This window comes from Deltaproteobacteria bacterium (genome assembly GCA_012522415.1).
In the GTDB taxonomy this organism is placed as follows: domain Bacteria; phylum Desulfobacterota; class Syntrophia; order Syntrophales; family JAAYKM01; genus JAAYKM01.
In genome coordinates, this window is sequence record JAAYKM010000029.1 from 22,858 (window position 1) to 49,400 (window position 26,543).

Below are 26,543 nucleotides of genomic sequence, written 5' to 3' on the forward strand. Positions count from 1 at the left end.
ACGTCAGGACGATTCGAAATAGCTATGGCGTAAATAGAGAAAAGGCAAAAGGATTTTGCGGTTCCGGCGTGGTTATGATATGGTACCGCCCATGCCTTACGATACGTTCAAGAACATCACCATGCAGCAGCTCGAGACCCTGATCCAACTGGTCGGCGCGGGCAGTTTCACCCGGGCCGCGAACCGGATGTTTCTCACCCAACCCACCCTGACCAAGCACATCAAGAACCTGGAGGATGCCGTGGGCACGCTGATCATCCATCGGGCCAGTAAGGGTTTGTCCCTGACCCCGGAAGGGCAGGTTCTCTATAACTATGCGAAGCGGATGATCCGCCTGCGGGAGGAAGCGAAGGAGAAAATCCTGGAAATGCGGGAGCATGAAGCCGGGCACATTTTTCTTTCCGCCAGCACGATCCCGGCGACTTACATTCTCCCCCGGCTTCTGGGACGAATGCGAAAAAATCATCCGGATATCCGGGTGCACCTGCAGACCTCTGACAGTGAGGAGACCCATCAACTGGTGATCAACGGCGAGGTTGAAATGGGAGTGATCGGGAAGGAACCGTATGACCGGAGACTTCGCGTGGAAACCTTGTGGAAGGATGAACTGGCGCTCATCGCGCCGGTGGATGACGCCGGTTTGCGCAGGGAGGCTCCCGTCTCCATGGATCAACTGCTGAAGGAGCCCCTTGTCGTGCGGGAGAGGGGTTCGGGGACCCGGGAGAACATCGAGGCCTACCTGCAGAAACAGCATCGTCTGACGCTTGCCGCGTTCAATGTTGTCGGGGAGATGGGCAGTTCGGAGGCGGTCAAGGAGGCCGTGATCGGCGGGCTGGGGCTCTCCATCATTTCCCTTTACGCGGTCGAGAGGGAATTGAAGCAGGGCGTCTTAACCGTGGTGCCCCTGGCGGGAGGGAACATCTGTCGTCATTTCTACCTGATCTACCGGAAGCAGTTACGTCTGCTCAACTGCCACAAACACTTCCTGAAGGTTTTGAAAACCTCGATTGCCTCTGCCTTAGGTTAAAATGGTCCGGATGCAGAATGATCGGATCCGGGGGAGATATAACCCCGCCCGGGCCGGCGGGAGCGTTTTTTGTCCATTCACTAGCGTGCGCTTTTCGTTTTACCTCAGGAACAGGCGGGAGGTTTCAGGGGGGAAGATCGGAGACAGGCAGTCCCGTTGTCAGTGCCCGATAGTATGTCCGACAGGCTTTTTCCATCAATTCGACATTTAGCAGGGCGTCTTCCATGGTGTGCCCCAGAGCGAGAGCGCCGTGGTTTTGGATGATGTAGGCCCCGTATCCGTTTTGCAGTTTTGCCGCCACATGATCCGCCAGCTCCCGGCTTCCTGCGGGAGCAAAGGGGACGATATCGATCCGGGGACCGATTTTGACGAGAACTTCCTCGAACAGGGCAGGGACGGGACGGTCGAGCACGGCAAACACGCCGGCGTAGTCCTGGTGGGTATGCACGATGGCGGATACGTCGGGCCGGGCCCGGTAAGCGGCGATGTGCATCGCCGCCTCGACGGACGGGGGAAAAGCCCCGGCAAGGGCGGTCCCGTTGAAGTCGAGGATGCAGATATCCCCTGTCGAGAGTTCGTCATACCTCCTTGACGTTGGGGTAATGGCCAGGAGTTCCCGGTTTTTGATCCGCAGGGAAACATTGCCTCCCGTTCCGCGACGGGTTCCGAAGAAACCGTTCTCTGACAGCCATATTCCCGCAGTCAGAACGGTTTTTTTGTGGGAAGTGTAATCGGATGTCCTATCCATGATCAATGGCTTTCCAGGGTAAAAAAACTGCGCTTCAAACGAAGTTGACAGTCGGGATTGCTTAGATGGTTCATATAACAGCATCGAACGGCTAAGGCAACAAAAGACCCCCGTTGGTCCAAAAAGCGGGTTGAAAGTAAAACGCTGTACGGTATAGTGGACGGGATGATTCACACCGGTTATGCGGCGACAGGTTATGTCCCGCCGGGCCGCGCGCGTTGCTGCGACGCTATTGAGAGGCGATTTGGTTTCCTGATGTGCATTGATTATAATGTTTCATTGTCGTTATCCCAGATTATGCATGGGGACTTACTAAATCAGTACCAGGCATCATGGCATTGATACTGCCTGCAAAATCCCGTTCCATCATTCGGGATAATCTTAAAAACCCACTTTTGCTTAGCCTTCATTACCTCATGGGGTACCTTAAGCGACAATTTACTGAAATCTGCAAATACATATCCAAAGGAGTTTTATGCCCTCCGCAAGCTTAGAAATTATAGCGGCTGTTATTTTTGCACTTGCCATCATTCATGTTTTTTCAGTCAAATATTTTGAACATTTAGCCAATAGAAGTGAAAAACACGCTGGACTTTTTCATCTACTTGGAGAAATAGAAGTCGTTTTTGGTATTTGGGCTATGGTTTTGATTTTATTTATGTTTATTATTTCAGGGAAAAATGAAACGGTCGCGTATATGAATAGCAGAAGCTATGTTGAGACCATGTTTGTTTTTGTAATCATGGTTACGGCCGCCACCAGACCCATCCTTCAAACGGTTATTCTTTTGGTGAAAAAACTATCCCATTTGCTCCCTCAAAAGGGTGCAACGGGGTTTTATTTTGTCGTGATGTGTGTTGTTCCTATTCTGGGCTCCATCATCACAGAACCAGCTGCCATGACTTTGGCCGCATTGATACTGTCCGATAAACTTTTTTCACAGGGAATATCCAATAAATTAAAATATATGACCTTGGGAGCTCTTTTTATCAATGTTTCCATAGGAGGAACTTTGACAAATTTTGCAGCACCCCCTGTTTTGATGGTTGTTGGAACCTGGGATTGGAGTACCCGGTTTATGTTTATGACCTTTGGTTGGAAAGCGATGATAGCTATTTTTATAAATACGAATATGATTATCCTGTTTTTTTACAAAAAACTCTCATCCATGAACATAAAAACCTCTGTTTCTGAAGAAGAAAATATACCGTTTCCTATTGTATTAACGCATTTTATTTTTTTGTTTTTAGTTATTTTCTTTGGACATCATCCTGTAATTTTTATGAATATATTTTTGCTCTTTTTAGGAATCACCTATGCTTATCAGCAATATCAGGATAGACTGATCCTACGGGAAGGGCTTTTGGTGTCTTTTTTCTTAGGAGGCCTGGTAATCTTGGGTGGTCAGCAAGAATGGTGGCTTAAAGATCTTATTGCCAATATGTCCAATGCAGAAGCTTTTGTAGGCGCTATTACCTTGGGGGCTTTTACGGACAATGCGGCCATTACATATTTGGCCTCCCTTGTTGAAGGATTGAGTGACGAGTTTAAGTACTTCCTGATGGCTGGTGCAGTTACCGGAGGGGGATTGACTGTTATCGCCAATGCCCCAAATCCCGCGGGCGTTGCAATTTTAAAGACTCACTTTGAGGATAACACCGTCGATCCTAGATATATATTTTTGGGTGCATTGATGCCCACGTTAATTGCCGGTTTATGTTTTGTTATCTTATAAAAAGGAAAGGGTAAATGATTCCAGCTACCTGATGTTCCCGGCGGGCGGTCTCTTCTTCCAGGAGGTCATGGAGGAAGGGAAAACAGTCCTCGCTTCCCTGCTCCGCCGTATGAACCACGCTTTCAAGAATCTCTTCCCTCGGAGGACGGCGCAGCCGCGCCGGGCTGGTCTGGATGTGAGAGGGGATCAGAGGGCGGCCACCTACCTCGGGGGGGGGTATCCATAGATCAGCGGAGCAGGGGATTGATGCTGAGGACCCTGTTCTGAATCCGCGGTGATGATGATACAGACCGGCAAAGAGGGAACCATTCAGGGGAAGGAGGGGAGCCGATGATGAAAGAAGCGAACGGCATATCCCATGATGACCGCGACAGCGAGGCGTCAAAAAGTGCGGCGGCAATGCGTACCGTTGTTTTCAACCGGGAAATGCGTGTTCCTGAAGATCTTTTGATTAACCTGAGTTACGACTACCTCCGTCGGGAACTCTGGGTACCCCTTAGCGGGCAGGAAGGACGGGTTCTGGTTGCTGTCTGTGACCCGGCTAATATTCTGAAAAAGGATATGATCCAACATCTCCTCCGGGCGAAGTCCGTGGAGTATTGTCTGGCAGACAGGGAAGACATTCTCAGGTTCATCGATTATTTTTACGGTGTCGAACCGTTGCCGGACTCCGCCGCCGGGGAGGGTACGGACTCGGCGGGTATGACCGCCGATATCATCAAACTTGTGGATGATCTCATTGAAGAGGCCTACGAAAGACGCGCCTCGGATATTCACATCGAGCCGGATGTCAAGGACCGTCAGGTCAACATCCGACTGCGGATAGACGGAGAATGCATCCCCTACAAAACGTTTCCCTACAACTATCGGGCGCCGATTGTTTCCCGTGTGAAGATCATGTCCAACCTGGACATCACGGAAAAACGTCTGCCCCAGGACGGGAAAATCATGTACAGGCGTCATGGCGGAGAGGAACTGGAACTGAGAGTCGCGACCATGCCCACGTACGGGTACACCGAAGATGTGGTGCTCCGCATTCTGACCCGGGGAAAGATCATGAGTCTGGAAGAACTGAGCATGCCCGCCGCGACGTACGAGCGTGTCCGCGAATTGATCACGAAACCCTACGGCCTGATCCTCCTCGTGGGGCCCACCGGTTCAGGCAAAACCACGACAGCCCATGCGGTGTTGCAGGTGCTGAACAAGCCCAATGTAAAAATCTGGACGGTCGAGGATCCCGTGGAGATTACCCAAAGAGGGATCCGTCAGGTCCAGGTACATCACAAGATCGGTCTGGATTTCAGCAGTGCCATGCGGTCATTTCTCCGGTCGGATCCCGATATCATCATGGTCGGTGAAATGAGGGACTACGAAACGGCGAAGATGGGTGTTGAGGCTTCGACGACAGGCCACCTCGTTCTGAGTACCCTCCATACCAACAACGCCCCTGAGACGATTGTCCGCCTTCTCGAAATCGGGATCGATCCCTTTGCCTTTTCCGATTCCCTGCTCTGCGTTCTCGCGCAGCGCCTGGTCAGGGCCCTGTGTCCTTTCTGCCGGGAGGCTTATCACCCCGTAGCCGAAGAATACGAAGAACTGTCACGGTATGGCGGGAAAAAGATCTTTCAGGACTTGAACATCGTCTATGATGACCGTTTTATCCTGTATCGTCCGAAAGGATGTGGAGAATGCAACGGAACAGGTTATCGGGGCAGGATGGGCCTTTTTGAATTGCTGGTCGCGACAGATACGATCAAGCAGATGATCATTTCACGGAAATCGATTGCGGCGATCCGCAAGATCGCCATGTCTGAAGGCATGCAGACTCTTCTGCAGTGCGGTGTCGAAAAAATCCTTCGGGGAGAAACGGATTTAATGGAGGTGTTGAGCGTATGCATAAGATAACAATGACACGTGAAGAGCAGGTCCGGCTTGTGAAGGAACGTCTCGGACAGGCACAAAAAGTGGTCGTGTTGACCGGTGCGGGGATTTCCGCTGAGAGCGGTATCCCGACTTTTCGTGGCGCCGACGGTATCTGGGAGCATTACAGGGCGACGGATCTGGCGACCCCGGAAGCCTTTGAGCGAGACCCGGAACTGGTCTGGGCTTTCTACAACTGGCGAAGAGAGTTAATCAGCAGGGTTAAGGAAAACCCCGCGCATCAGGCGCTGGTCACGTTGGAGAAAATTGTGCCCGATTTCACCCTGGTCACCCAGAATGTTGATGGGTTGCATCAACGGGCGGGGTCAATCAATATCATCGAAGTCCACGGCAATTTGTGGAGGGTGCAGTGTACGGAATGCGCCCGGATTACAATGGATATGTCCGTTGACATGGGAAAGCGGCCCCATTGCCGGGAATGCGGGGGAGTGCTCCGGCCCGATGTAGTCTGGTTCGGTGAAAGCCTGGATGGCCTGCTCCTGTCCCGTGCGGAGGAAGCGGCCCGGACCTGTGATACCATGCTGGTGATCGGCACCTCCGGGATCGTTTATCCTGTAGCCTTTCTGCCCGCCTTGGCCAAGGATGGCGGCGCGTTTGTGGCGGAAATCAACATGGAGGAAACACCGGTTTCACCGGGCCTCGATTTGACGATTCTGGGGAAGGCCGGAGAGATTATGCCCCTCCTGGTGCCTTGATGCGATGCGCGATGGACCCGTCATAAGAACCCTGGCCGCGGCCGTCTTTTTGCTTTCGACCATATGGGTGTTTCCCGGATGTTCCGTTTCTCTTTTGAAAGAGGAGGAGACCACGCCTTCTATGATCGTTGCGGCGTCTGCTGGAGCATCGCCGGTTGATCTGTCCGCACAGTTGCAGCCGGAAGAGCCCGGCGTTTCGGTGCCGCCGATCGAAGACGTACGGCCGATCGTACGTCCGACCATTGAACAAAAGCTAGCCGGGAACCTGACGGTCCTGCCGGTTATTCACGGAACAGCCCTTCTGAGCGATATTGATGAGTTGAGATCCTTCTATGTTGCCCGGAACTGGCAACATGCCTGGTTCCACGACAACAGGCCGACGGCCGCGGTCTCCGCGTTTCTGGGCACCCTGGAGAAGGCGGAAGAAGAGGGCCTGTCTTCCCGAGATTACCATGATATGGAGATAAAAGATCTCCTGACCACCCTCAATGACTTGAATGGAACAGAGGAGGCCGCCATGCTCCGGGTGGAGTTGGATATCCTGCTAACGGATGCCTATCGGGCTTACGCCTCCCACCTGTACGGGGGGAAGATTGAACCCGGCCGCCTGTCCAGCCAGTGGCCGGTGCAGAAAAAGCCTGGCCCGGTTATATCGGAACTGAAGGAGATCCCCCCAGCCGAGCAAATGGAAAAGACCCTGTTCAGCCTTCCACCGCCTTATCTGGGTTATCGCCAGCTTCGCGATCTGTTGGCGAAGTACCGCCGGATCGAGGCCGGCGGCGGCTGGCCCGTCATTCCGAAAGGCAATTTGGCTCCCGGAAAGCGAGACCCTCATGTCGCCCTGTTGAGACAGCGTCTTTTTCTCACGGGAGAATTGAAGGAAATGTCCGTGAAAGACCTGGATTTTTACGACAGATCTCTGGAAAAGGCAGTACGGTTATTTCAGCGGGCCCACAACCAAAAAATAGACGGGGTGGTGGGCCCCGCAACCCTGCGCCTCCTGAACATGACCGTTACGGAGCGGATTGACCAACTGCGCTTGAATATGGAGCGATGGCGTTGGATGCCCCGCGACATGAATCGGTACATTTTTGTGAATATTCCCGCTTTTGAATTGAAGGTGGCCGAAAGAGGCTTTGTTGTCCTCAAAATGAGAACGATCGTCGGCACGGAGGATAAGCCGACCCCCAGCTTCCGGGGTCATTTGAACCAGATCGAACTGAACCCGTTCTGGAATATTCCCCGAAGCATCACCGAAAAGGAAATCATCCCCATAGTGAAGCGGGATCCCTCCTATCTGACACGCCAGGGAATCCGCATATACCGTGACTGGCGTCCCAACGCCCAGGAAGTCCCCCCCCAAACAATTAATTGGAAAGAAGTGACGCCGAAAAAATTCCCGTACCGTCTTGTTCAAGATCCGGGACCCTTGAACCCCCTCGGGCGAATCAAGTTTCTTTTCCCGAATCATTTCAATGTTTACATGCATGATACGCCGTCGCGTCATCTGTTCGGCCGTGAAGGAAGAACATTCAGCCATGGCTGTATCCGGCTGGAAAAGCCGGTCGAGCTTGCGAGGTACCTTTTAAAAAATGAGCTGGGATGGGACGGGAATCAAATTCTGAAAAAAATCGGGACGGGGGAGCACCAGGTGATTACCCTGCGGAGTCCGATTCCCGTTCATATTGTTTATTTCACGGTCTGGACCGGGCCGGACGGTTTAGCCTATTTTCGGGATGATCTTTACGAGTACGACCACCTGCTCGATACGGCCATGCACAAAAACGTCGGCAAGACCGGAGGATTTCTTTTCTGATTCAGCGTGTTACCCGGTTACCCCCCCCTTTTTTGTTTCGCACCTTCCACCCCTTCTGTCCGGATCGGATGTTTCTTCCATTGCCGGGAGTTATCATCTTCGCCATTTCATAGTTATTATGAATTGGATAAGAGCGCCTCGTGTTGCGTATAAATCTCATGTTGTATGATTCAGACCCTGCTGGCCGATTGGAAGGACGCGGGGCTGCCGTTTATTCAGATCGAAACGGACTACTCTCAGGCTGACCGCGAAACCCTGCGGGTTCGCCTGGAGGCGTTCGTGGAAATGATGGAGAGATCCTGCCGTGGCGATCGTAGGTATTGATGTGGGCTCTGTGGCCACGAAAGTGGTCATCATGGAAGGAGAAAAGATTTTTCACGATGTCCGGCCGACCGGCTGGAGTCCCCGGGAGACGGCTCGCCGGTCCCTCGATGACTTGATGGCTGAAGCGCGATGTCGGGAAGAAGATATCCTCTATTCCGTTGGGACGGGGTATGGCCGGGTGTCCCCTCCCTTTGTGAATAAAACGGTCACGGAAATTTCCTGCCACGTCCGGGGGGGCGTGTATCTGGTTCCGGGAACGTCGGCCATCATTGAATCGGCGGCCAGGACAGTAAGGTGATCAAGGTGGCCCCGGACGGGAGGGTCCTGGATTTTGTGATGAACGACCGGTGCACCGCCGGAACGGGCCGTTTTCTTCAGGTGATGGCCGCCGCCCTCATCGGTTGGGAGCGGGTTGGTCAGAATTAAGACTTTAATCATTCTAAATCTGTATTTAGTTTGGTGTCTGCCCTTCCTTGGTGAAAGAAACCTTCCGGAGTTCCTGTTTTTCCTTGAAAAAAGTTGTAAAACCGGCGATAAAATCGATCTGCTGAGGATGGTCTGAAAAAACACGGTGTACATGTTTCATAGTGGGGACAGGAATCAGTCCGAGATCGAATTTTTAGGATAAGAAATTTATGTTGGACCTCAAGGCCACACAAAAAAACGAACTTTTCAACACCCTGACCCATGCCATCGGCTCTGTCGTGGCCGTGGCGGGATTGGTTGTTCTGGTCGTTGTCGCGTCGCTCCAGGGCGATCCCTGGAAGATTGTCAGCTTCAGCATCTACGGGGCGACACTGGTTCTGCTCTACGTTTTTTCCTCGCTTTACCACGGCCTGAAGGGGCGGGCCAAGAAGGTGTTCCGTTATTTCGACCACACCGCCATTTTTCTTCTGATCGCGGGGACCTACACGCCATTTACCCTGGTCACCCTCCGGGGTGCCTGGGGCTGGTCCATCTTTGCTGTGGTCTGGGGTCTTGCGGCGATCGGGATTGTCGTGGATGTATTTCTTCACCATAGAAAAAGATTGCTGCCGATTCTCATTTATATTTGTGCGGGCTGGTTGATCATTTTCGCTTCGGCTCCCTTGCTGCAGGCGCTTCCGATGCCCGGTTTTCTTTGGCTTTTATTCGGCGGGGTCCTCTATACGTCCGGTGTTTTTTTCTATGCCGTCGACAAGAAACTATGGCCCGCCCACGGCATATGGCATCTCTTTGTCCTGGGCGGCAGCGCCTGCCACTACGTGACCGTGTTGGTTTATGTCGCTTGACAGCCAGCCGGCTTCCGGTTTTCATGGGATACGGGAAAGGTGGGCGGACCCACCGGTTCCGGGACCGAGGCGCCCATAATCGACATATACCCGCCAGAGACTTTTGATCCGTCGGACCCATGTCGCATGGCAGTAATCGCAATTGGAAAAATTGCGGACGTCAAAATATTATTCAAGAGGTTTATCGTTGTGAGGCAAAGGTGTCTGGAATAACAACCGATGAAATAATCAAAATCTTTGAAGAAATTGCCCTGATGCTGGAGCTGAAAGGGGAGAATCCCTTCAAGGCCCGTTCCTATGAAGCGGTGGCGCGGAACCTCAAACTCCTGGAAGAGGATCTTACAGATCTGGTGGAAGAAGAAAAACTGGGGACGATCAGAGGCGTGGGGGGAGCGATCGGGAAGAAAATCGAAGAACTCGTCAGGACGGGGCGGCTTGAGTATTATGAGCATCTGAAGGCCTCCATTCCACTGGGCCATTTCGAAATGCTACGTATCCCCGGCCTGGGGCCGAAAAAAATCAAAACCCTTTATGATCATCTGAATATTGAGACAGTCGGGGAACTGGAATATGCCTGCAAGGAAAACCGTTTGATCGAACTATCGGGATTTGGTCGTAAAACCCAGGCGAAGATCCTGGAAGGCATCCGGCATATGCGGCGATACCGGGAGCGGCGGCTTTATCCGGAAGTCATTGGTGAAGGTACGGAGCTTCTGAAATTTCTGGCGAGCCGTAAGGAGGTGGGCGCGGCCCGGTTGGGCGGTTCCCTGCGGCGCGGCTATGAAACGGTCAAGGATATCGATCTTCTGGCCATGTCACAGTCGCCGGGGGGCCTTGCCGATGATTTCGTTGCCCTGCCTGTCGTCGAGTCCACACTCGCCAGGGGCAAAACGAAAGTCAGCGTTGTTTTAACCTCGGGCGTCAATTGCGATCTTCGCATCGTTTCTCCGGCCGAATTCCCCTATGCCCTGCACCATTTTACAGGTAGCCGGGAACACAATGCGGCCATGCGAAGCCGGGCGAAGCAGCTCGGGTTCAAGCTGAACGAATATGGTCTCTTCCGGGGAAAGGAGAGCATTCCCTGTGAGAGTGAACGTGACATTTTCCGCACTTTGGGATTGGCCTTCATTCCGCCGGAACTACGCGAGAACATGGGCGAGATTGAAGCGGCCGAAAAGAATGAATTGCCCCGGCTGATCGAGGAAAGGGACATCCGGGGCCTTTTCCATATCCATACCCGGGCCAGTGACGGAGCCGAATCCCTGGAGACTCTGGTGAAGCTGGCAAAAGAACAAGGGTATGACTATATCGGGATCAGCGACCACAGCGGATCCGCCTTTTATCCCGGCGGCCTTTCCACGGAGGCCGTTTTGGCACAGCGTCAGCGAATTGACGAGTTGAACCTCGAACATGCTCCCTTCCGTATCTTCAAGGGCATCGAGTCGGACATACTCCCCGACGGCCGGCTTGACTATGTGAATGAGGTTCTGGCCGGATTCGATTTTGTGATTGCCGCCGTGCATTCCCATTTCGGCATGTCCGAGGCGGAAATGACCCGGCGGATCGTCAAGGCCCTGATGAACCCGTTTACCACCATTCTCGCCCACCCGACCGGACGCCTGCTTTTGGCCCGTGAGGCTTATCAGGTGAATATGACCGAGGTGATCGACGCCGCGGCCGAGGGGGGGAAGGTGCTGGAATTGAATATCAACCCCGAACGCCTGGATCTCGACTGGCGCAACTGCATCGTCGCCAGACGTAAAGGGGTGAAAATTGCCCTTGGGAGCGATATCCACCATCGGGAAGCCTTCGGTTATTTGCCTCTGGGAATCAAGATCGCCCGCAAGGGCTGGATCGGGGCACAGGACTGTATCAACACCTTGTCCGCACCGGAGGTCGCCCAATTTCTGGCCCGGATGAAAACGCGATAATCCGGCGTCTGGGCGGCCGCTTCCGATTGATCGGGCTGATGATGTCCGGGAGGTGGTTTGGCGTCGGCGTGCCAAAGCCCTGGGGTATGCCGGTACAGGCAAAAGGAGACGGCTCCATAGATGACAGCCCCTGTCTCTTTCCTCATGTTTTCTGTCGAGATCTGTTTTTGGAACGACGTAAAGCGCTGCTGAAAGACACGCCGCGGTCAGCCTATTCAATCCAGCGGGCGTTGCCGGTCAGTTTTCGGTCCGGTTTGAACCCCAGTGCCCGGGCAGTCGTTTTGTTGATCAACAAAGAGTTCTTTTGGGGGAGGCTGACTGGAACCGCGGAGAGGGCCTTGCCACGCTCCACTTGATCCACAATGGCCGCGGCCGCCCTTCCGACATCATAATAATTCGTGGTGACTCCAAAGAGGATTCCTTTCTTCACACAATCCTCGACGGATGCAAAGCCCGGTATTTTTGCCCTCTTCAGCGTTTTTGCGATGGCCTGGCTTTGCGAGACAATGTAGCTGTCCGAGGGGAGATAAACCGCGTCGACGTCGATGACACCCTTTTCGAGTAACCGCAGATACTTGTTCAGCCGGTCGGTTCCCGGTCTGACGGGATAAGTCTTGAGGGAAAAACCTCGTTCTATCGACACGTTGCGGATTTCTTGGATGGTTTTTGCGGAATTTGCATCCCTGGGATTGTAGAAGACGCCCAGGCTGGAGAAGTCAAGCAGGCTCAATGCCGTGTCAAGCTGTATTGCCATCGGAATAAAATGGGACGCACCACTGATATTGACGCCCGGACGGAACAGGTTCTGAACCAGACCGGATTCCGCGGGATATAGGACTGTGGTAAACACCTGAGGGGTGACGCCCTGAAAATCCTTTTTGATCATCAGGGAAACCGGTGCACCGAATGTATAAAGATACTGATAATCATTAGGGTTTAATGTTTTCAGAAGGTCCGATAGTCTGTCCAGGTTCTGATCCGCGTTGAGGGTGGTGTAGTTTGCGTGATAGCCCAGTTCCCTCAGGGCATCCCGAAATCCCCTTTCCGCGTCCGTTTCACCCCGCCACAATACAAGGGCGATATTCAGAGGCTTTTCCGCCACCGCCACAGATGCCATGACAAAGCAGACCAGGGAGAGGATAAAGAACGTCACCCTGCTAATTTTTTGAAAAACCATGACTCATTCCTCAAGTAAGATGGGCCGTGTTACGGTACAACCATGATCGGGTCCATCCTTTTCCGGTCGCGCATCACCCCGTAACGTATGTGTAAGAAAAAGTCAGATCGCCTCAATCGTCGAGGGGGGCTTGGTGGCGATGTTGTAAGTAACGCTGACCACCCCGGGAATATCTGATGTAATTTCCCGGGCCAAGGCATCCAGAATATCGAAGGAAAGGCGCGTCGGTGTCGCCGTACGGGCGTCGATGCTGTCCCAGCAACGGACTTCAATCTGCATGCCGAATTCCCGTTTCCCATCACGCATGCCCGTGACGCGATCTTCATGCAGAATGGCGAGGTATTGGAATGCGTCGATTCCTTTGAGGTGCTTTTCGACGATAATTGTCGCCCGGCGAAGCGTTTCAATCTTATCCGGCGTGACTTCCCCGATGATTCGTGTGGCCAGAGCGGGACCCGGGAAGGGAATCCGGGTGAACAACTCCGAAGGCAGGCCCAGCGCCTTGCCGACGGCCCGGACACCGTCCTTTCTCAACCGTAGCAGGGGCTCGATGATTTTGTATCCGAAAGCCGCCTGCGGATCGATGCCGAGTTGTACAAACACATTGTGTTGGCGTTTGATGCCCGCTACGGTTTCATCCACGTCGGTGAGGATCGTGCCCTGGAGAAGATACCGGGCACCGCTTTCCCTGACGACACGCCCGAAGACGTTTCTATAAAAAGTCTGGGTTACGGCTTCGCGCTTTTCCTCTGGATCAGTCAGTCCCTTGAGGGCGGCGAAAAATTCGGCTTTTGCGTCACAGACTTCGACGGGTACCCCCAGGCTGCGAAAAAAACCGACTACCTGCTCGGCTTCCCCGGCCCGCATGACACCGTTGTCAACAAAAATGGAGCGCAGGCGTTTCCCCAGGGCGCGATGCCCGATCATGGTGACTACCGATGAATCGACGCCTCCTGAGAGGGCGTTGATGGCGATGCCGTCCCCGACAACATCCTGAATTTCCTTGACGCGTTCATCGATGAAACGGTCTGCGTCCAGTGACTGCAGGGTAATTTCCTGAACCATGAGATATCCTCCTTCGGGATGGCTTCTGATTTATTTTCTCTTTCCGAAATATGGAAGACCCGTCGTCCGGTGTTTTTGCAGCGGACCCCACATCGGCGACGGCGAGAGAGACGATTTTGATATTCACGCGGCGTTTCGAAAAGTTGTCTTTATATTCAATATATTTATAAATATGGTGCATTATTCCGGACGGTCATCATAGGGCTATGGTGTGAAATCTATATGGTAAGTCATCTGTGGTGTCAAGTGCTTCTCCGAAGGAGGATGCTTTTTCAAGACAGCATATTCAATCGCCCCCTTCGATGTCTATGACCTCGAGGTTTTGTTCCCGGGTAAAATTTTTAATGTCCGTACCGCTGAAGATATTTGGTCGAGAATCTTTCCGCAGGGAAGCCCACATTGAACTTTCGGAAGGGGAGATCGATGTGCCAGGGGGAGGCGTGGTCCCTTTGGTGATCGTAGGTATAAAAATCCGTCTCGTAGTGGGAATAAAGGTCAAGGACCCTGCCGTTTCCGTATCCGTAGAAATAATTTTGTGTCGTCTTCCAGAGTTTGCCCTCCAGGTCATAGGCGTCGGCCAGACCGCTCTTCCAGTTTCCGCCCATGGACCAGAGAACCTTCTTGCTGTACACGGGGCAGTCCTTTCTGGTTTTGGGTGTTGCCTCGATTACATGGACATTGGGCCACAGACGCCAGTTCATTCGGGGGAATTTTTCTCCCACCGTCGTCGGATGACGACGCTGCGTCGCCCGGTTTTCTGTTATAAAGTCCGTTGAAAAAAGCGTGGTCAGCTTGGGCTGAACATGAATGAGCTTCCAATCCCAGCGGGCGATGGGAACGTCCAGTGTACGAAAATCCCCGATTGATGAATCTGAACCGACAAAGGCGTCGAAACGCTGGCCGCTCGTGACACGGCGGATTCGTCTCATCATGGGAATGTAAGTAAATGAATCATCCGGTCTGTTCTGGTCGTTGAAGCGGTAGGTCAGGTTGCCGTAGCCTTGCAAATCGGCCGGAGTTTGTACATAAACAAGTTCCTTGAAAAAGATACTCTCCATTTTTGTGTCATAAACGGGTTTTGGAGAGAGGGTTTCCCTGCTGGTGAGAAAAATCCTATCCCAGGACATTTCAACGACTCGCTCCCGCTTTCCTTTGCTGTTTACAAAAAACATGTTAACCCAGTCGTGGGTAAAGTCGTCGCCGTCATAGGTGTTTATCTGGTTGTACCAGGCCTTCAGACCCGCCTGGGGATCCTTCGGGTCCACCGTGAAGAAGGGAATGCCGCCGGTCCACCACCTGCCGCCCTTCGTTTTCAGATTCCCGTCGGGGGTGATGACCGCCTGTCCGGCGTTCGCCTTGGTCACGGCGGCGAAAGCCTTGGGAACGGGCCAGGGCTTGTAGTCGGCAATGACCATCTCCATGCCCCGTTTCACCATCTCGTAAATGCCCGGACTGGTCAGGGCGATCAGCTCGTTCTTCATACTGTCCACATTGTTCTTGTTGATGACCATGCCCACCTTGATTTTCCCGTTCGAAAGCCTCTCCACCTCGCTGGGAGGAAGCTTCATGGGCATACCCGTAAAATCAAATTTCTCGGGATGCCGCTCAAATCCGACGTAACCGGCCAATCGGGCTTGCTGATCGGTTAAGGCGCCGGCGGGCAAAGGCCATACCGACGTAATAAACAAAGCCAGGACGAGCAACCTCCGCAGCGGGGTCATTCCGTTTTTCTGCATAATCAAATTCCTCTGGAGAGGCGATAAAACAAAACTTGATCCGTCTTGTCAAGCATATCTTGCCGATGCGGCATCGGCATGACAGGGACAGGCGTTTCACCGCCCTTGCCGGGTTCATCCATGATCTATGGTGCGTTCACGATATGAAGGGGAGATGCGGGGTTGGGTTATCCAGATACGGGTACCTGTACGGGCCGTCCCTTTTCCGGGTCCGCCCAGACGGGAGACAACAGATAAGTTTGCCTGCTGTCGCGGTGTTTTCCCTTTGGAAGGTTATCATCAATTTCATTGAGACAGATCCGGAATTTTAAAGCGGGCTTCCTACGTATCGTCCCCATGAAGATCAGGTTGTTTTTCTTCGGCGAGTGTCACTTCGTCTTCTCTGAGGATCTTGAGAACTTTCCCGAAAAGCAGAAGGTCCTGTCCCGCCGTTTGGTCGAAAACAACCTCGTCTCCCGGTTTGAACATCGTGACTTTGTCTCCCACGGAGAGAATCTTTCCGGATCCGGCTATACCGATGCCCTCCCGGAGATCGGTGATGCCTTCCAGGAGTTTCGGTTGGATCACGACCTTGTCTTCATCCTTGCCTCGCTCTTCTGTGTTGATGAATCTTTCCCTCAACGTTTCATCCCTCCTTTTTTATATGAAGCCGTGGCTCGCTTGAGACGACTAACCAATACGTTACAGACAATATCCGTCCATTCAAACCGGGGGTCAAGATCTAATGTATTTATGCATGGCTTCCGGTGAATTTTCCTCTGGCAAATCACCGGGAAATAACACATCCTTCGGCTCGTCCAGCCACGCCGGCCAGGGGACCTGGCAGGGAGATCGGGGAATGAAATCTTAAGCCGGGTCAATTTTTTTTCAGGATGTCCCTGATTTCAGCAAGCAGGCTTTCCTGCCTGGTTGGTTCGGGGGGAGGCGCCGGCGCTTCTTCCTTTTTCTTCTGCATGGCGTTCATGGCTTTGATCACCATGAAGATGGCAAAGGCAATAATCACGAAATCGACAACAGACTGGATGAACTTACCGTAGCTCAACGTCACCGCCGGCACATCCCCGGCGGCCTGCTTGAGGGTAATCGCCAGATTGGAAAAATCGACGCCGCCGATCATGAGACCAACGGGGGGCATGATGACATCGGCGACGAATGAAGAGACGATTTTTCCAAAAGCACCACCGATAATAATACCGACGGCCATGTCCACCACGTTTCCTCTCATGGCAAAAGTCTTGAATTCTTGGATCACGCTCATTTGGACTCCTCCTTATTTTCTAGTCGTTCGATGATGAATGTCAGGGGGTGACCGTAAATCGAAGCCACCGGTCTCCCGGGCATAGTTTGGTCCTTACATGACTTATTGTTTAAGGATTCTGGCCATGCCCACTGAGGCGGTTTGGGTACCCCCGATGCAGAATTCTATTACTACCAAACCGTTTTCAAGTCAAAGACAAGGAGGCACAGATTCCTCCATTCCAGCTCGACGGCAGCATTGAAGTATTGAAGGGAGAGTTGGACTGACGTCGATCAGGTATTTCCGGTTTCAACGAGGCGAAGAACCACACGGTTTCGTCCCTGCCTCTTGGCCTCGTACAATGCGGTATCGGCCGCGCGAAACAGCGCCATACTGGACATACCAACCGCCTGGAAGGCCTCGATTTGTGCGACGCCTAGGCTCAGGGTCACGGTGGAGGCGATCCCCGAATCCTCGTGGGGGATAGCGTATTCCGCAATCGCCGTCCGGATTTTTTCCGCGACATGCAGGGCGCCTTTTGTCCTCGTTCCGGGAAGTATGACCGCGAATTCCTCCCCGCCGTAGCGGGCGACGAAGTCTCCGGGCCGCAGGGCCGTTTGTTTGATAACCCGGGCGATCGTTTGCAGGCATATATCCCCTTCCTTATGGCCGTACCGGTCGTTGTATTTTTTGAAGAAATCGATGTCGCAGACAATCAGCGACAGAGGGTTGCCATTGCGCAGCATCCTTTTCCATTCGATTTCCAGGTGTTCATCGTAGGCACGACGGTTGGCGATTCCGGTCAGGGAGTCTGTTGTGGAAAGCCGGTAAAGGTCCTCGTTGGCCTTTCTCAGCATGTCCTGGGCCCGGGTGAGTTTCTCGTAGTCCTGGGCATTTTCAACCGAGAGCTCACAGACTTCGGCAATGGACAGGGCCAGGTTCAAGTAATGATCGATATAGCGGGGAAACGCGATCTCTTCCACTGCGACCACCCCCCTGGTTTCCCCGCGACGGGTGATACGCACCAGAAACCCCTTTTCTGTCTCCATATAGCCCCCGGCCCCGTTGAAAGCGGCCATTCTCTTTTTCATCGTTTCCGTTTCCGCCGCATCCACCGCCTCTTCCGGCCGGATCCAGAGCCTGTCCGGTAAACCGTCCCGAAAACTCAGATAACAGACCCTCCGCGGCGCAAAAAGAAAGCTGTAAACGTCCAGCATCGCTTCAATGGCTCCGGCTTCGGTTACGATTCGGGCCAGGTTGGCTATGAGATCTATGGTCATGGCATATGTGGCGGTCTGTTTTCTGATTTCACTGATTTCCGCCTCGGCCCTTTCCTCCTGCAACGTCATTTGCCCTGTCAGGAAGGCTCTTGTAAAAAGCAGACGGAGCGACGCAATACCCGTGAACTGAACTTCGAAAGGTTTGCCCAGATATCCGGTGAAAGCCCGCAGGTGCTCCGGCCCTCGGTCGTCGACACCCGTGTCGAGAAGAACGATTTTTTTTGTGGTCTCTCCGAACATGTCCCGCGCCGTTTTCCTGTCCAGGCCGAAACGTTTCATATTGTCGGGCCAGTCGGCCAGCCATCCGGATGTCGTCAGATAAGCGCCCCCGTCCAGGCAGCGGTTGATCAGGAAGGAGTCGGCAACCATCTGGAAGCAGTTCTCCAGTCGATGGACCTGAATATCGTAATCATTCGAGATAAATTCGGAAAGACCCTTCAGACAGGGGCCACCAAAAATTTCAAACCGCCCGGTGTTACCGGAGGCGGTCGCCCATTCCACGATTTCCTCCCGCCCCAGTGGCGGCCGTCCGCATCGGGCGGGAAAGGCCGTCACGGAGACGTTACCCAGCTTCTCCACCGCGAGCGCTGCCTCCGCTTCCTTCAGAAAATGTTCGCAGACGCCGAAGGTCGTTGTCATTTTAGAGGACATCAGGCCGGGGCTCCTTTTACGGGATAGGTTCCATGACGCCGCAGGGATTCACCGATTTCCAGGAGTGTTTCTTCTGGAACCTGCCAGGGAATTTCACCATGATTGTCCGAAAGAATGAAGCCGCCCCCCGTTGCCCCTTGGCTGATCGCTTCTCTGACCTTTTGCCGCGCTTCGGCTGCACTCCAGCGCCGCATCTCGACTCCGTTCAGGTTTCCCAGGACAGCGATTTTCCCTCGGCATGCGGATTTGATCCGAGCCAGATCTTCCACACAGCTTACGCCGACCACTGCCGCGCCAGTTTGAACAATATCGCCAAGAATGGGGAGTGCGCGCCCTGAGGACAGGTGGGTTGCCACCGGTCCGTTGAGCCTGGCCAGGACGCGTCCGGCAATTTTGAAGCCCGTACGCAGGAAATGATCGCGGGGGACCATGTCGGGTGAGGAGACGGGATCAAAATAGCAGATCGCCGTTGCGCCCGCCGCAAGCTGCGCGTTGGCCCAGTCCACACAGAAATCCTGGTTTATCCTCATCAGCTCCGCGAAGCGTTCAGGGTTCTCCATCATTAAATCCAGATAGGGGCCGAAACCCATCTGCATGACCGGAACGGAAAAAGGGGACATGACGACGCCGATTATCGGACACTCGTCCCCGACGCGGGTTTTCATGAGTTCAATGGCCCTCAGAACCTTGGTCAGACAGGGCGTTTTCGTGATATCCGGGACTTTTAGCCGTCCGATCATGGCGGCCTCTTTAATAAAAGACTCATCGGAATTGGGCGGGCCGTCCGGAGTGAAAATGAACTCGCCGCCCGAGGCTTCAATTTCCACGGGGGCGTAGAAAAAACCGTACAGGCAGTCATGGCCGTATTTGGCCCGCATACGGCTCTGGGCTTCGGCAACGTGCTCGGCTTTCGAAAAATAATCTTGAATGGAAAGCCCCAGTTCCCTTGCGCCATGCATGGTGAGCAGCAGAAACAGGGGGACCCGATCGGGTTCATTATGTCCCAGGGAGGTGAGCGTGCGTTGCATGGAGGTCATCGTTTCCTTTTTCATGACAGATCTCCCGTGATGTTCCGGACGATGCCCGGGGCATCCGACGCGGAATAGCCCATCGCGTCGGCACCGACTTCACGCCAGAGTCCGGCGTCAAAACGAAATGGGGCGCCTCCGACCACGACTTTCACGTCCAGGTTCGCCCTTTTCAAGGCGGTGACAACTTCCCGGACCCGCAAAGCGGAATTCAGCATCAGAGTCGAAAGCAGAAGGACCCGGATTTCGTCGTCCCGTACTCTGGTGATGGTATCCGAGACCGTTGTACGACCATAATCCTTGACATGAAAGCCGTTGGCGCGCAACAGGGCATAGACGATACGCTTGCCGAGCAGATGATAATCATCAAGCACGGCGATGGCCATCGGCGGCTGGTTTCCGTCTCGGGTATCATCTGGAGGCAGCAGACCCTCCACCAGTTCTTCACAGATGCGGCCGCTCATATAAACCTGCGCCAGGGAGACGTCACCGCGCTCCCATCTGTCGCCGATGCGTATGAGAGCCGGCATAACCAGCCGGTCAACGATTTCCATGGGTTTCATTTCCGATCTTGCCGCATCCGCCATTCTGCGGACGGCGAGACGGTCGATGGACAAAAGAGCCTGCTCAAATTGCCGGGAAGTTTCTTGCATGAAGCCCCCTTTTTTTGTGAAACTCTTTTTCCCGACATGATTATCACAAAAAAAGTGTTTTGCCCATCTCCACTTAACCATAATGAAAGGGTTTTTTATTTTGATCCCTCCCGGCAGAATCTGCTCAATGGCGGGCGGGAAGCACTGTGATCCGGTTCCGTTCTTTCCCGTGGTTATCCGGTATCTGCCGGAGTGGATAATCCGAAAATTCAAGGCTGGAACGTGCCGGGATCAGGTGATATGTTATGTCCGGCCTTGAATGGCCGCAGGGGGAAATGTGGTTTCAGTCTTTCTGATTTTTTTTGCCGTCCTGATTCTGGTCATCCTTGGGGGTATCCGTCATAGCCGGAAAACCCCGGCCGAACTGGCCGATTTGGCAAGTGATCTAGGTATCCGCCTCACGAGGGACTGGACCTTTTCAAAACGGGGTGGGGCAGGGTCGACGATTCGATGCACCCCCGGTTATACCGCCCTTTACCGGGGGCTTCCCGTTTTTGTCGCCCATGTCCGCGACCGGGAGGGGCGGATCATCGGGACCGCCTTTGTGCTGCCTTTGACCCGCTCCCTGCCGTTTCCCTTATTCTGCACCTGTCACGTGGATTCATTCGGGCCGTCCATGACAGGGGATACATACCGGGACATTTACCTGAATCGGGTCGATACGGGAATCGCCGGTTTGAAATGCTGGTCGACCGAAGAGGGCAGGTCGAGGGTACTCCCGGAGGGGGGTGATGTCCTCATTTCTCTGAAGCGCCTTGCCTCCCTCAGCGGGACAGCGGGGACTCGGGACCTTTCCGGTTTACCCCGGGGGGGCTTTATGGTAAATGACCGGGAGATTATCCTGCTCGTTTCCAGCTCCGCGATGCTGAGCCGAGAATGGGTTGAGGAGGCCTACCGTTTTTGTCAGATTCTGTCGGCTTACGGCAGCGGAGGGCCGGGCGTGTCGATGGCCGCACAAAAACGCGGTTGGAAGGTCTGGATGGTGGTTCTGTTCGCCTTGCTCGCAGGATTCATCATCGGCGCGATGATTACGGGACAGATCAAACCGGCAAAGCCCTCTTTGTCGTGGTGCTGGAAATTCAACGGGTGACAGGTTCCGCGGGGAGACGTGCCATGAAAGTTGCGAGAGTTGAGGAAATGCGGTCGATGGACCGCTATGCCATTGAGCGGTTCAAAATTCCCGAGGAACTCCTGATGGAAAACGCCGGGCTGGCCTCGGCCTCCGTCCTGAACCGGGAAATCGGCATTCGGGGAAAGAAATTCGTAGTTCTCTGCGGCGGAGGAAATAACGGTGGGGACGGGTTTGTCGTGGCCAGAAAAATCCTTTCCGACGGTGGCAGGATCAAGGTGTTCATTTCTGGTGATCCGGACAAATACAGAGGGGCGGCCAAAACAAACCACGAGATCATGTCCAGGTTGCCCATCGACGTGGTAAGGATCAGTTCCGTTGAGGATGTACGTCGGGACATTCTTCACTGTGATGGCGTGATCGACGGGCTTTTTGGTACCGGTCTGGACCGGGTGGTGGTGGGGCTTTACGCGGACGTGATCGGTCTCGTCAACGAAAGCGGTAAGCCGGTTCTCAGTCTCGATATTCCCTCGGGGGTCAACGGTGACACCGGCGAGATCATGGGAGTGGCCGTCCGGGCTGATTATACGGTGACATTCGGATTGCCGAAGGTCGGCAACCTTCTTTATCCGGGCCATGAGATGGGGGGAAAATTGTTTGTCTGTCACATATCCTTCCCGCCTGAATTGTACGACCGGGATGATCTTCTGATCCAGATAAACGATTTTATCGCACTCCCAGCCAGAAACCCGGACGGTCATAAAGGGTCGATGGGAGAGGCCCTGGTTGTTGCCGGGGCGGCATCCTACTTCGGTGCGCCCTATTTTTCAGCCCTCGCTTTTTTGAAGGCGGGCGGGGGTTATTGCCGCCTGGCCGTACCGGTCGGGATGGCCCCGTTCATCGCCCAGAAGGGCAGTGAAATTGTCCTCATTCCTCAAAAAGAAACACCGGAAGGGACCATCTCCCGACAGAACCTCCGGTCTCTGCTGGATCTGTCGGCGCGGATGGATTGCGTCGTGATCGGTCCCGGCCTCTCGCTGAATGACGAAACCCAGCACCTCGTCCGGGATCTGGTTACGAAGATCGAAAGACCCTTGTTGATCGACGGGGACGGCATTACGGCGGTCGCCGGCCATTTGGATCTCATCAGAAAACGAAAAGGTGAGACGATCCTGACGCCTCATTTGGGAGAGATGTCCCGGATCACGGGAAAAGAGGTTGACGCAATCAGGTGGAACCGGATCGATATTTTGCAGGAAACGGCGAAAGACCTCGGAGCGCATATCGTGCTGAAAGGCGCCCATTCTCTGATCGGCCGTCCCGACGGACGCGTTTATATCAACCTGAGCGGCAATTCCGGTATGGCCACTGCGGGGAGCGGGGATGTGCTTGCAGGGGTGATCGCGGCCATGGGCGGTCTGGGGTTGGGCGTGGAAGAGGCGGTCCGGAAGGGGGTGTTTCTTCACGGTCTGGCGGGTGATTTGGCGGCAGCCGACCTGGGCGAGGACGGCATCACCGCCCAGGATATTCTCGACTACCTGCCGTCGGCCCTTAAGGGGGACCGGAAGGGAGTCCATGGGGGGCCGCGGAATATTTACAAAGGACCCGTGTTGATTTAGACGATGTCCGGATATCGGCATTTCACGAAACCGATGGTTCAGAGTCCGGCCTGTCGGCTGTTCTGACCACACACACTCCAAAAAGGGTTTCCCATGTCCATATTCTCGGCGGCGCTGCTTCTTTTTCTGGTGATGGATCCTTTTGGAAACATTCCCTTTTTCCTCTCGATCCTAAAGCATATTGATTACCGGCGTCAACAGTGGATCATCATTCGTGAGATGCTGATCGCCTTGGCCGTCCTCGTGTGTTTTCTCTTTGTCGGCCGCTATATTTTGGTGTTGCTGGATATTTCCGCCCCGGCTCTGAGCATAGCCGGCGGCGTGATTCTTTTTTTGATCGCTCTCAAGATGATTTTTTCCAATTCGGAGGAGATCTTCGGGAAATCCCCGGAGGGAGAACCCCTGATTGTTCCCCTGGCGATCCCCTTTGTGGCCGGCCCTTCCGCCCTGGCGACGGTTCTGCTGCTCAGGGCAAGGGAGCCGTCCCGCTGGCCGGAGTGGCTTGCCGCTCTGGTCATCGCATGGTTTCTCGCTACCTGTGTTCTGTACCTGTCCAGCCAGATCAGTCGTCTGCTTGGAGACCGGGTGCTGATCGCCATCGAACGCCTCATGGGTATGCTTTTGACGACCATTGCCGTCGAGATGTTCATCAAGGGAATCAGTCAATTATCAATTTAAATACGAAACAGCGGGCTGGTTTTTCGGCTACGAAACCGTAAGGAGATTGAATCGATGATGACGCAAGAACAACTGGAAGGATACGCCGACGTCCTTTTGTGGGGCCTGAAGCCGGCCCGCACGAAACCTTTGAAGAAAGGGGATATGGTGCTTCTGCAATATGACCTGCCGGCCCTGAAGCTGGCGGAAATTCTCTTTGGACGGCTCCTTGACCTGGGCCTCAACCCGATCCAGCGGCTGGGCATGACGACGGCCATGGAGAAGAGCTTTTATGAGAAAGCCGACGATCGGCAGCTTTCTTTTCTTTCCCCCGGAGACAAGCCGACTTACGAAAAACTGGACGGCCGGATTTTTCTCCGGGCGCCCGAATCCCTGACCCATCTGGGGGGTGTCGATTCCCGCAAGATCGCCCGGGCCATGATTGCGCGCAAACCCCTGCGGGAGTTGATGGAAGCAAGAGAGCATCAGGGGCTTCACGGCTGGACCCTCTGCCTTTTCCCCACCGCGGAACTGGCCGCTCAGGCGAAGCTCAGCCTGAAAGAGTATACCCGTCAGGTGATCCGGGCCTGTTATCTGGATGAGAGCGACCCCGTCGGAGAGTGGAAACGCATTTACAAGGAAGTAGGAAAAATCAAAAAATGGCTGAACGCGCTGCCCGTCAAAAGCTTTCATATCGAGGCGGACCATATCGATCTCCGGATCACACCCGGTGAATCAAGGAGATGGATCGGTATTTCCGGGCATAACATCCCCAGTTTTGAACTGTTCACGTCTCCGGACTGGCGGGGAACGGAAGGGACCTTCTACGCGAACCAGCCTTCCTATCGGAGCGGTAATTACGTTGAAGGGGTCAGGTTGTCCTTCGCGAAGGGCAACGTCGTAGATGTTCGAGCGGAGAGGGGGGATGAGTTTACGAAGAAACAGCTGGGGATGGACCCGGGAGCGAAACGGGTCGGCGAATTTTCCCTGACGGACCGCCGCTTCTCCCGGATCGACCGCTTCATGGCCGATACCCTCTTCGATGAAAACTACGGTGGCGAATACGGCAACACCCACATCGCCTTGGGGGCGTCCTACACGGATACCTTTTCCGGCGACATCTCGCAGATGGACAAAGCCTTAAAGAAAAAGCTGGGGTTCAACGATTCGGCCCTGCATTGGGATTTGGTCAACACCGAACGGAAAACCGTTACAGCGACGCTTAAAAACGGAAAGAAACTGGTTATTTACGACAACGGCCAGTTCCGCTGTTAATCGTTTTGGATGGGGTCCGGTCCCTAAATTTTCCTCTCGACAATATGATCGGCAATGGTGAGGAGGACCGTTTTTTGCGGCGTGTCCGGGAAAACGGCAAGACGTTCCCTGGCCTCGGCGATCAGCGCCGCGGCCTTGTCCAGGGTGTAGGAAATCCCGTCGTAACGCCCGATGAGAGCCCTGATTTCCCCGATATCCTCCGGCGTCCTTGCCGTTTTCCGCAGGAGGGTTTGCATACGGGTTTTCTCTTCTTTTGAACCCTGGGCCATGGTCCGGATCAGGGGCAGGGTCAGTTTCCCTTCCTCCAGATCCTTGCCGATGGCCTTACCGAATTCATCCTCCCGGGCGATGTAGTCCAGGGTGTCGTCGGTCATCTGGAAGGCGGCTCCCACCCCGAGTCCGTATCGGGCCAGCGCCTCGATCATCCCGGGATCAACCCCCCCCAGGTGTCCGCCCAGGGCACAGGCCGCCGAAATCAGGACGGCCGTTTTCTTATCGATAATGGAAAGGTAGTCCGCTTCCGTAATGGACACATCCCCCCGCTTGAGGAGCTGGAGTACCTCCCCTTCCGACATGATGTTGCTCGTTGTGGACAGGAGCCTGATGATGTCGAGGTTGCCGTATTCGGTGAGCAGCCGGAAGGATTTGGAGTAGAGAAAATCGCCGACCAGGACGCTCGCCGCGTTGCCCCAGACGCGGTTGGCCGAAGCTTTTCCCCGGCGGACATCGGCTTCGTCGATGACGTCGTCGTGGAGCAGGGTGGCCGTATGGATGAACTCGATGACGGTCGCCAGGGGATAGCGCCGGTCGCCGCTGTAGCCGCACAGATCGGAGGCGGCCAGCAGCAGGAGCGGCCGGAACCTTTTGCCCCCGCTGTCGATGATGTGGCGGATGATTTCAGGAATCAGGCGGACTTCGGAGCGGAGAGAGCTCTCCATGTATGCCTTCACTTGTTTCAGGTCTTCCGCGTAAAGCCGAAAAACGTCCTGTATTTGCATGATCCCGGGTCCTTTGGACATTCGATGACGGGCGGGACTATAGGTAAAGGTCCCGGAAATGTCAAACAATTCATGTGGCGGCTTTGTCGCCCCCCTGCTATGATGCAAATCATTTTTCACGGAGACGGATGACCATGGCGTGTGTGTATCTCTTTGTTGCCGGTTTGATGGAGGTGGGATGGGCAGTCGGGTTAAAATATACCGATGGCTTCAGCCGTTTGTGGCCGACAATCTGGACCGTTGCGACCATGGTCCTGAGTCTTTTTTTTCTTGGCCAGGCTTTGAGAAGTCTGCCTCTGGGCACGGCTTATGCCGTCTGGACGGGAATCGGCGCTGTCGGTGCCGCGGTTCTGGGAATTATTCTGTTCGGGGACTCTAAAAGTGTCTTGCGGTTTGTCAGTATCGGGCTGATCATGGCGGGGATAGCGGGGCTGCGGATCAGCGCCTGAAGGTTTGGTTTTCTTCCATCAATGTCACCCCGAAAAGATCGTATTCGTCGGCGGCTTCGATCCGGCAGGTGATAAAGTCGCCCGGCGAAAGCCCTTTCCCCCGGAGATAGGTGACCCCGTCGATATCCGGTGCCTGACGTTGGTTGCGCCCGATATAGGGA

At 54.2% G+C, this 26,543-nt stretch carries 27 protein-coding genes; 16 read left to right on the plus strand and 11 right to left on the minus strand.

Translation table 11 applies throughout. The features are described 5' to 3' along the window. Window positions 1-79 precede the first annotated feature (79 nt). Window positions 80-1,027 (plus strand): LysR family transcriptional regulator, encoded by a 948-nt coding sequence (locus GX147_02325; protein NLN59544.1) that lies wholly within the window; start codon window positions 80-82, stop codon window positions 1,025-1,027. 124 nt (window positions 1,028-1,151) lie between these two features. Here GX147_02325 and GX147_02330 read toward each other — a convergent pair whose 3' ends face one another. Beyond that, complete coding sequence (locus GX147_02330; protein NLN59545.1) at window positions 1,152-1,775, minus strand: class II aldolase/adducin family protein; 624 nt, start codon at window positions 1,773-1,775, stop codon at window positions 1,152-1,154. A gap of 475 nt (window positions 1,776-2,250) precedes the next feature. Here GX147_02330 and GX147_02335 point away from each other — a divergent pair, with 475 nt between their 5' ends. From GX147_02335 to polX, 10 genes are all read left to right on the plus strand, one after another. Then, on the plus strand, window positions 2,251-3,510 hold the full coding sequence (locus GX147_02335; GenBank protein ID NLN59546.1) for a hypothetical protein: 1,260 nt from the start codon (window positions 2,251-2,253) through the stop codon (window positions 3,508-3,510). Window positions 3,511-3,577: 67 nt separating this feature from the next. Next, a complete protein-coding gene (locus GX147_02340) occupies window positions 3,578-3,736 on the plus strand; it encodes a hypothetical protein (protein NLN59547.1) in 159 nt (52 codons plus the stop codon). 104 nt (window positions 3,737-3,840) lie between these two features. Next, entirely contained in the window at window positions 3,841-5,415 is a 1,575-nt protein-coding gene (locus tag GX147_02345) for a type II/IV secretion system protein (GenBank protein ID NLN59548.1), read from the plus strand. 2 nt (window positions 5,416-5,417) lie between these two features. After that, complete coding sequence (locus tag GX147_02350) at window positions 5,418-6,146, plus strand: NAD-dependent deacylase (protein ID NLN59549.1); 729 nt, start codon at window positions 5,418-5,420, stop codon at window positions 6,144-6,146. A 121-nt stretch (window positions 6,147-6,267) separates the two neighbouring features. Beyond that, window positions 6,268-7,962, plus strand: a complete 1,695-nt coding sequence (locus tag GX147_02355) for a L,D-transpeptidase family protein (GenBank protein NLN59550.1) — start codon at window positions 6,268-6,270, stop codon at window positions 7,960-7,962. A gap of 165 nt (window positions 7,963-8,127) precedes the next feature. Further along, window positions 8,128-8,286, plus strand: coding sequence for a 2-hydroxyacyl-CoA dehydratase (locus tag GX147_02360; GenBank protein NLN59551.1), 159 nt, complete (start codon window positions 8,128-8,130; stop codon window positions 8,284-8,286). Further along, window positions 8,267-8,584 carry a hypothetical protein gene (locus GX147_02365; GenBank protein NLN59552.1) on the plus strand — a complete coding sequence of 106 codons (318 nt, stop codon included), beginning with the start codon at window positions 8,267-8,269 and terminating at the stop codon, window positions 8,582-8,584. Before GX147_02360 ends, GX147_02365 begins: the two co-directional genes overlap by 20 nt. Then, complete coding sequence (locus GX147_02370; GenBank protein ID NLN59553.1) at window positions 8,581-8,712, plus strand: hypothetical protein; 132 nt, start codon at window positions 8,581-8,583, stop codon at window positions 8,710-8,712. The genes GX147_02365 and GX147_02370 overlap by 4 nt, the downstream gene beginning before the upstream one ends. A gap of 209 nt (window positions 8,713-8,921) precedes the next feature. Next, on the plus strand, window positions 8,922-9,557 hold the full coding sequence (locus GX147_02375; GenBank protein ID NLN59554.1) for a hemolysin III family protein: 636 nt from the start codon (window positions 8,922-8,924) through the stop codon (window positions 9,555-9,557). A gap of 119 nt (window positions 9,558-9,676) precedes the next feature. Further along, entirely contained in the window at window positions 9,677-11,488 is a 1,812-nt protein-coding gene (gene polX, locus GX147_02380) for a DNA polymerase/3'-5' exonuclease PolX (protein NLN59555.1), read from the plus strand. A 211-nt stretch (window positions 11,489-11,699) separates the two neighbouring features. On the opposite strand, the gene GX147_02385 is transcribed toward polX, so the two are convergent. From GX147_02385 to GX147_02420, 8 genes are all read right to left on the minus strand, one after another. Further along, a complete protein-coding gene (locus GX147_02385; protein ID NLN59556.1) occupies window positions 11,700-12,665 on the minus strand; it encodes a hypothetical protein in 966 nt (321 codons plus the stop codon). A 102-nt stretch (window positions 12,666-12,767) separates the two neighbouring features. Then, entirely contained in the window at window positions 12,768-13,730 is a 963-nt protein-coding gene (locus GX147_02390) for an ExsB family transcriptional regulator (GenBank protein ID NLN59557.1), read from the minus strand. 341 nt (window positions 13,731-14,071) lie between these two features. Beyond that, complete coding sequence (locus GX147_02395; GenBank protein NLN59558.1) at window positions 14,072-15,466, minus strand: DUF1329 domain-containing protein; 1,395 nt, start codon at window positions 15,464-15,466, stop codon at window positions 14,072-14,074. 321 nt (window positions 15,467-15,787) lie between these two features. Next, window positions 15,788-16,087 (minus strand): hypothetical protein, encoded by a 300-nt coding sequence (locus tag GX147_02400; GenBank protein ID NLN59559.1) that lies wholly within the window; start codon window positions 16,085-16,087, stop codon window positions 15,788-15,790. Between the two features lie 235 nt (window positions 16,088-16,322). Continuing rightward, entirely contained in the window at window positions 16,323-16,724 is a 402-nt protein-coding gene (mscL, locus tag GX147_02405; protein NLN59560.1) for a large-conductance mechanosensitive channel protein MscL, read from the minus strand. Between the two features lie 272 nt (window positions 16,725-16,996). Further along, window positions 16,997-18,634, minus strand: a complete 1,638-nt coding sequence (locus tag GX147_02410) for a diguanylate cyclase (GenBank protein NLN59561.1) — start codon at window positions 18,632-18,634, stop codon at window positions 16,997-16,999. Further along, window positions 18,634-19,686 (minus strand): methylcobamide--CoM methyltransferase MtbA, encoded by a 1,053-nt coding sequence (locus tag GX147_02415; GenBank protein NLN59562.1) that lies wholly within the window; start codon window positions 19,684-19,686, stop codon window positions 18,634-18,636. The genes GX147_02410 and GX147_02415 overlap by 1 nt, the downstream gene beginning before the upstream one ends. Further along, window positions 19,683-20,315, minus strand: coding sequence for a cobalamin-binding protein (locus tag GX147_02420; GenBank protein NLN59563.1), 633 nt, complete (start codon window positions 20,313-20,315; stop codon window positions 19,683-19,685). Before GX147_02420 ends, GX147_02415 begins: the two co-directional genes overlap by 4 nt. Before the next feature lie 277 nt (window positions 20,316-20,592). Here GX147_02420 and GX147_02425 point away from each other — a divergent pair, with 277 nt between their 5' ends. From GX147_02425 to GX147_02440, 4 genes are all read left to right on the plus strand, one after another. After that, window positions 20,593-21,405, plus strand: a complete 813-nt coding sequence (locus GX147_02425) for a hypothetical protein (GenBank protein ID NLN59564.1) — start codon at window positions 20,593-20,595, stop codon at window positions 21,403-21,405. A 23-nt stretch (window positions 21,406-21,428) separates the two neighbouring features. Continuing rightward, window positions 21,429-23,003 (plus strand): NAD(P)H-hydrate dehydratase, encoded by a 1,575-nt coding sequence (locus GX147_02430; protein NLN59565.1) that lies wholly within the window; start codon window positions 21,429-21,431, stop codon window positions 23,001-23,003. A 93-nt stretch (window positions 23,004-23,096) separates the two neighbouring features. After that, window positions 23,097-23,681 carry an NAAT family transporter gene (locus GX147_02435; GenBank protein NLN59566.1) on the plus strand — a complete coding sequence of 195 codons (585 nt, stop codon included), beginning with the start codon at window positions 23,097-23,099 and terminating at the stop codon, window positions 23,679-23,681. A gap of 54 nt (window positions 23,682-23,735) precedes the next feature. Beyond that, window positions 23,736-24,935: an aminopeptidase gene (locus GX147_02440; GenBank protein ID NLN59567.1), complete on the plus strand. Its 1,200-nt coding sequence runs from the start codon at window positions 23,736-23,738 to the stop codon at window positions 24,933-24,935. Window positions 24,936-24,958: 23 nt separating this feature from the next. Here GX147_02440 and GX147_02445 read toward each other — a convergent pair whose 3' ends face one another. Beyond that, window positions 24,959-25,933, minus strand: coding sequence for a polyprenyl synthetase family protein (locus GX147_02445; GenBank protein NLN59568.1), 975 nt, complete (start codon window positions 25,931-25,933; stop codon window positions 24,959-24,961). A gap of 134 nt (window positions 25,934-26,067) precedes the next feature. Between GX147_02445 and sugE the strand changes: the two genes are divergently transcribed. Next, the gene (gene sugE / locus GX147_02450; GenBank protein ID NLN59569.1) at window positions 26,068-26,382 is read left to right on the plus strand and encodes a quaternary ammonium compound efflux SMR transporter SugE; all 315 of its coding nucleotides are present in this window, start codon (window positions 26,068-26,070) and stop codon (window positions 26,380-26,382) included. Here the strand turns inward: sugE and GX147_02455 are convergent. After that, on the minus strand, window positions 26,372-26,543 hold a 172-nt coding region (locus GX147_02455), incomplete at its 5' end, for a hypothetical protein (protein NLN59570.1). The genes sugE and GX147_02455 overlap by 11 nt on opposite strands.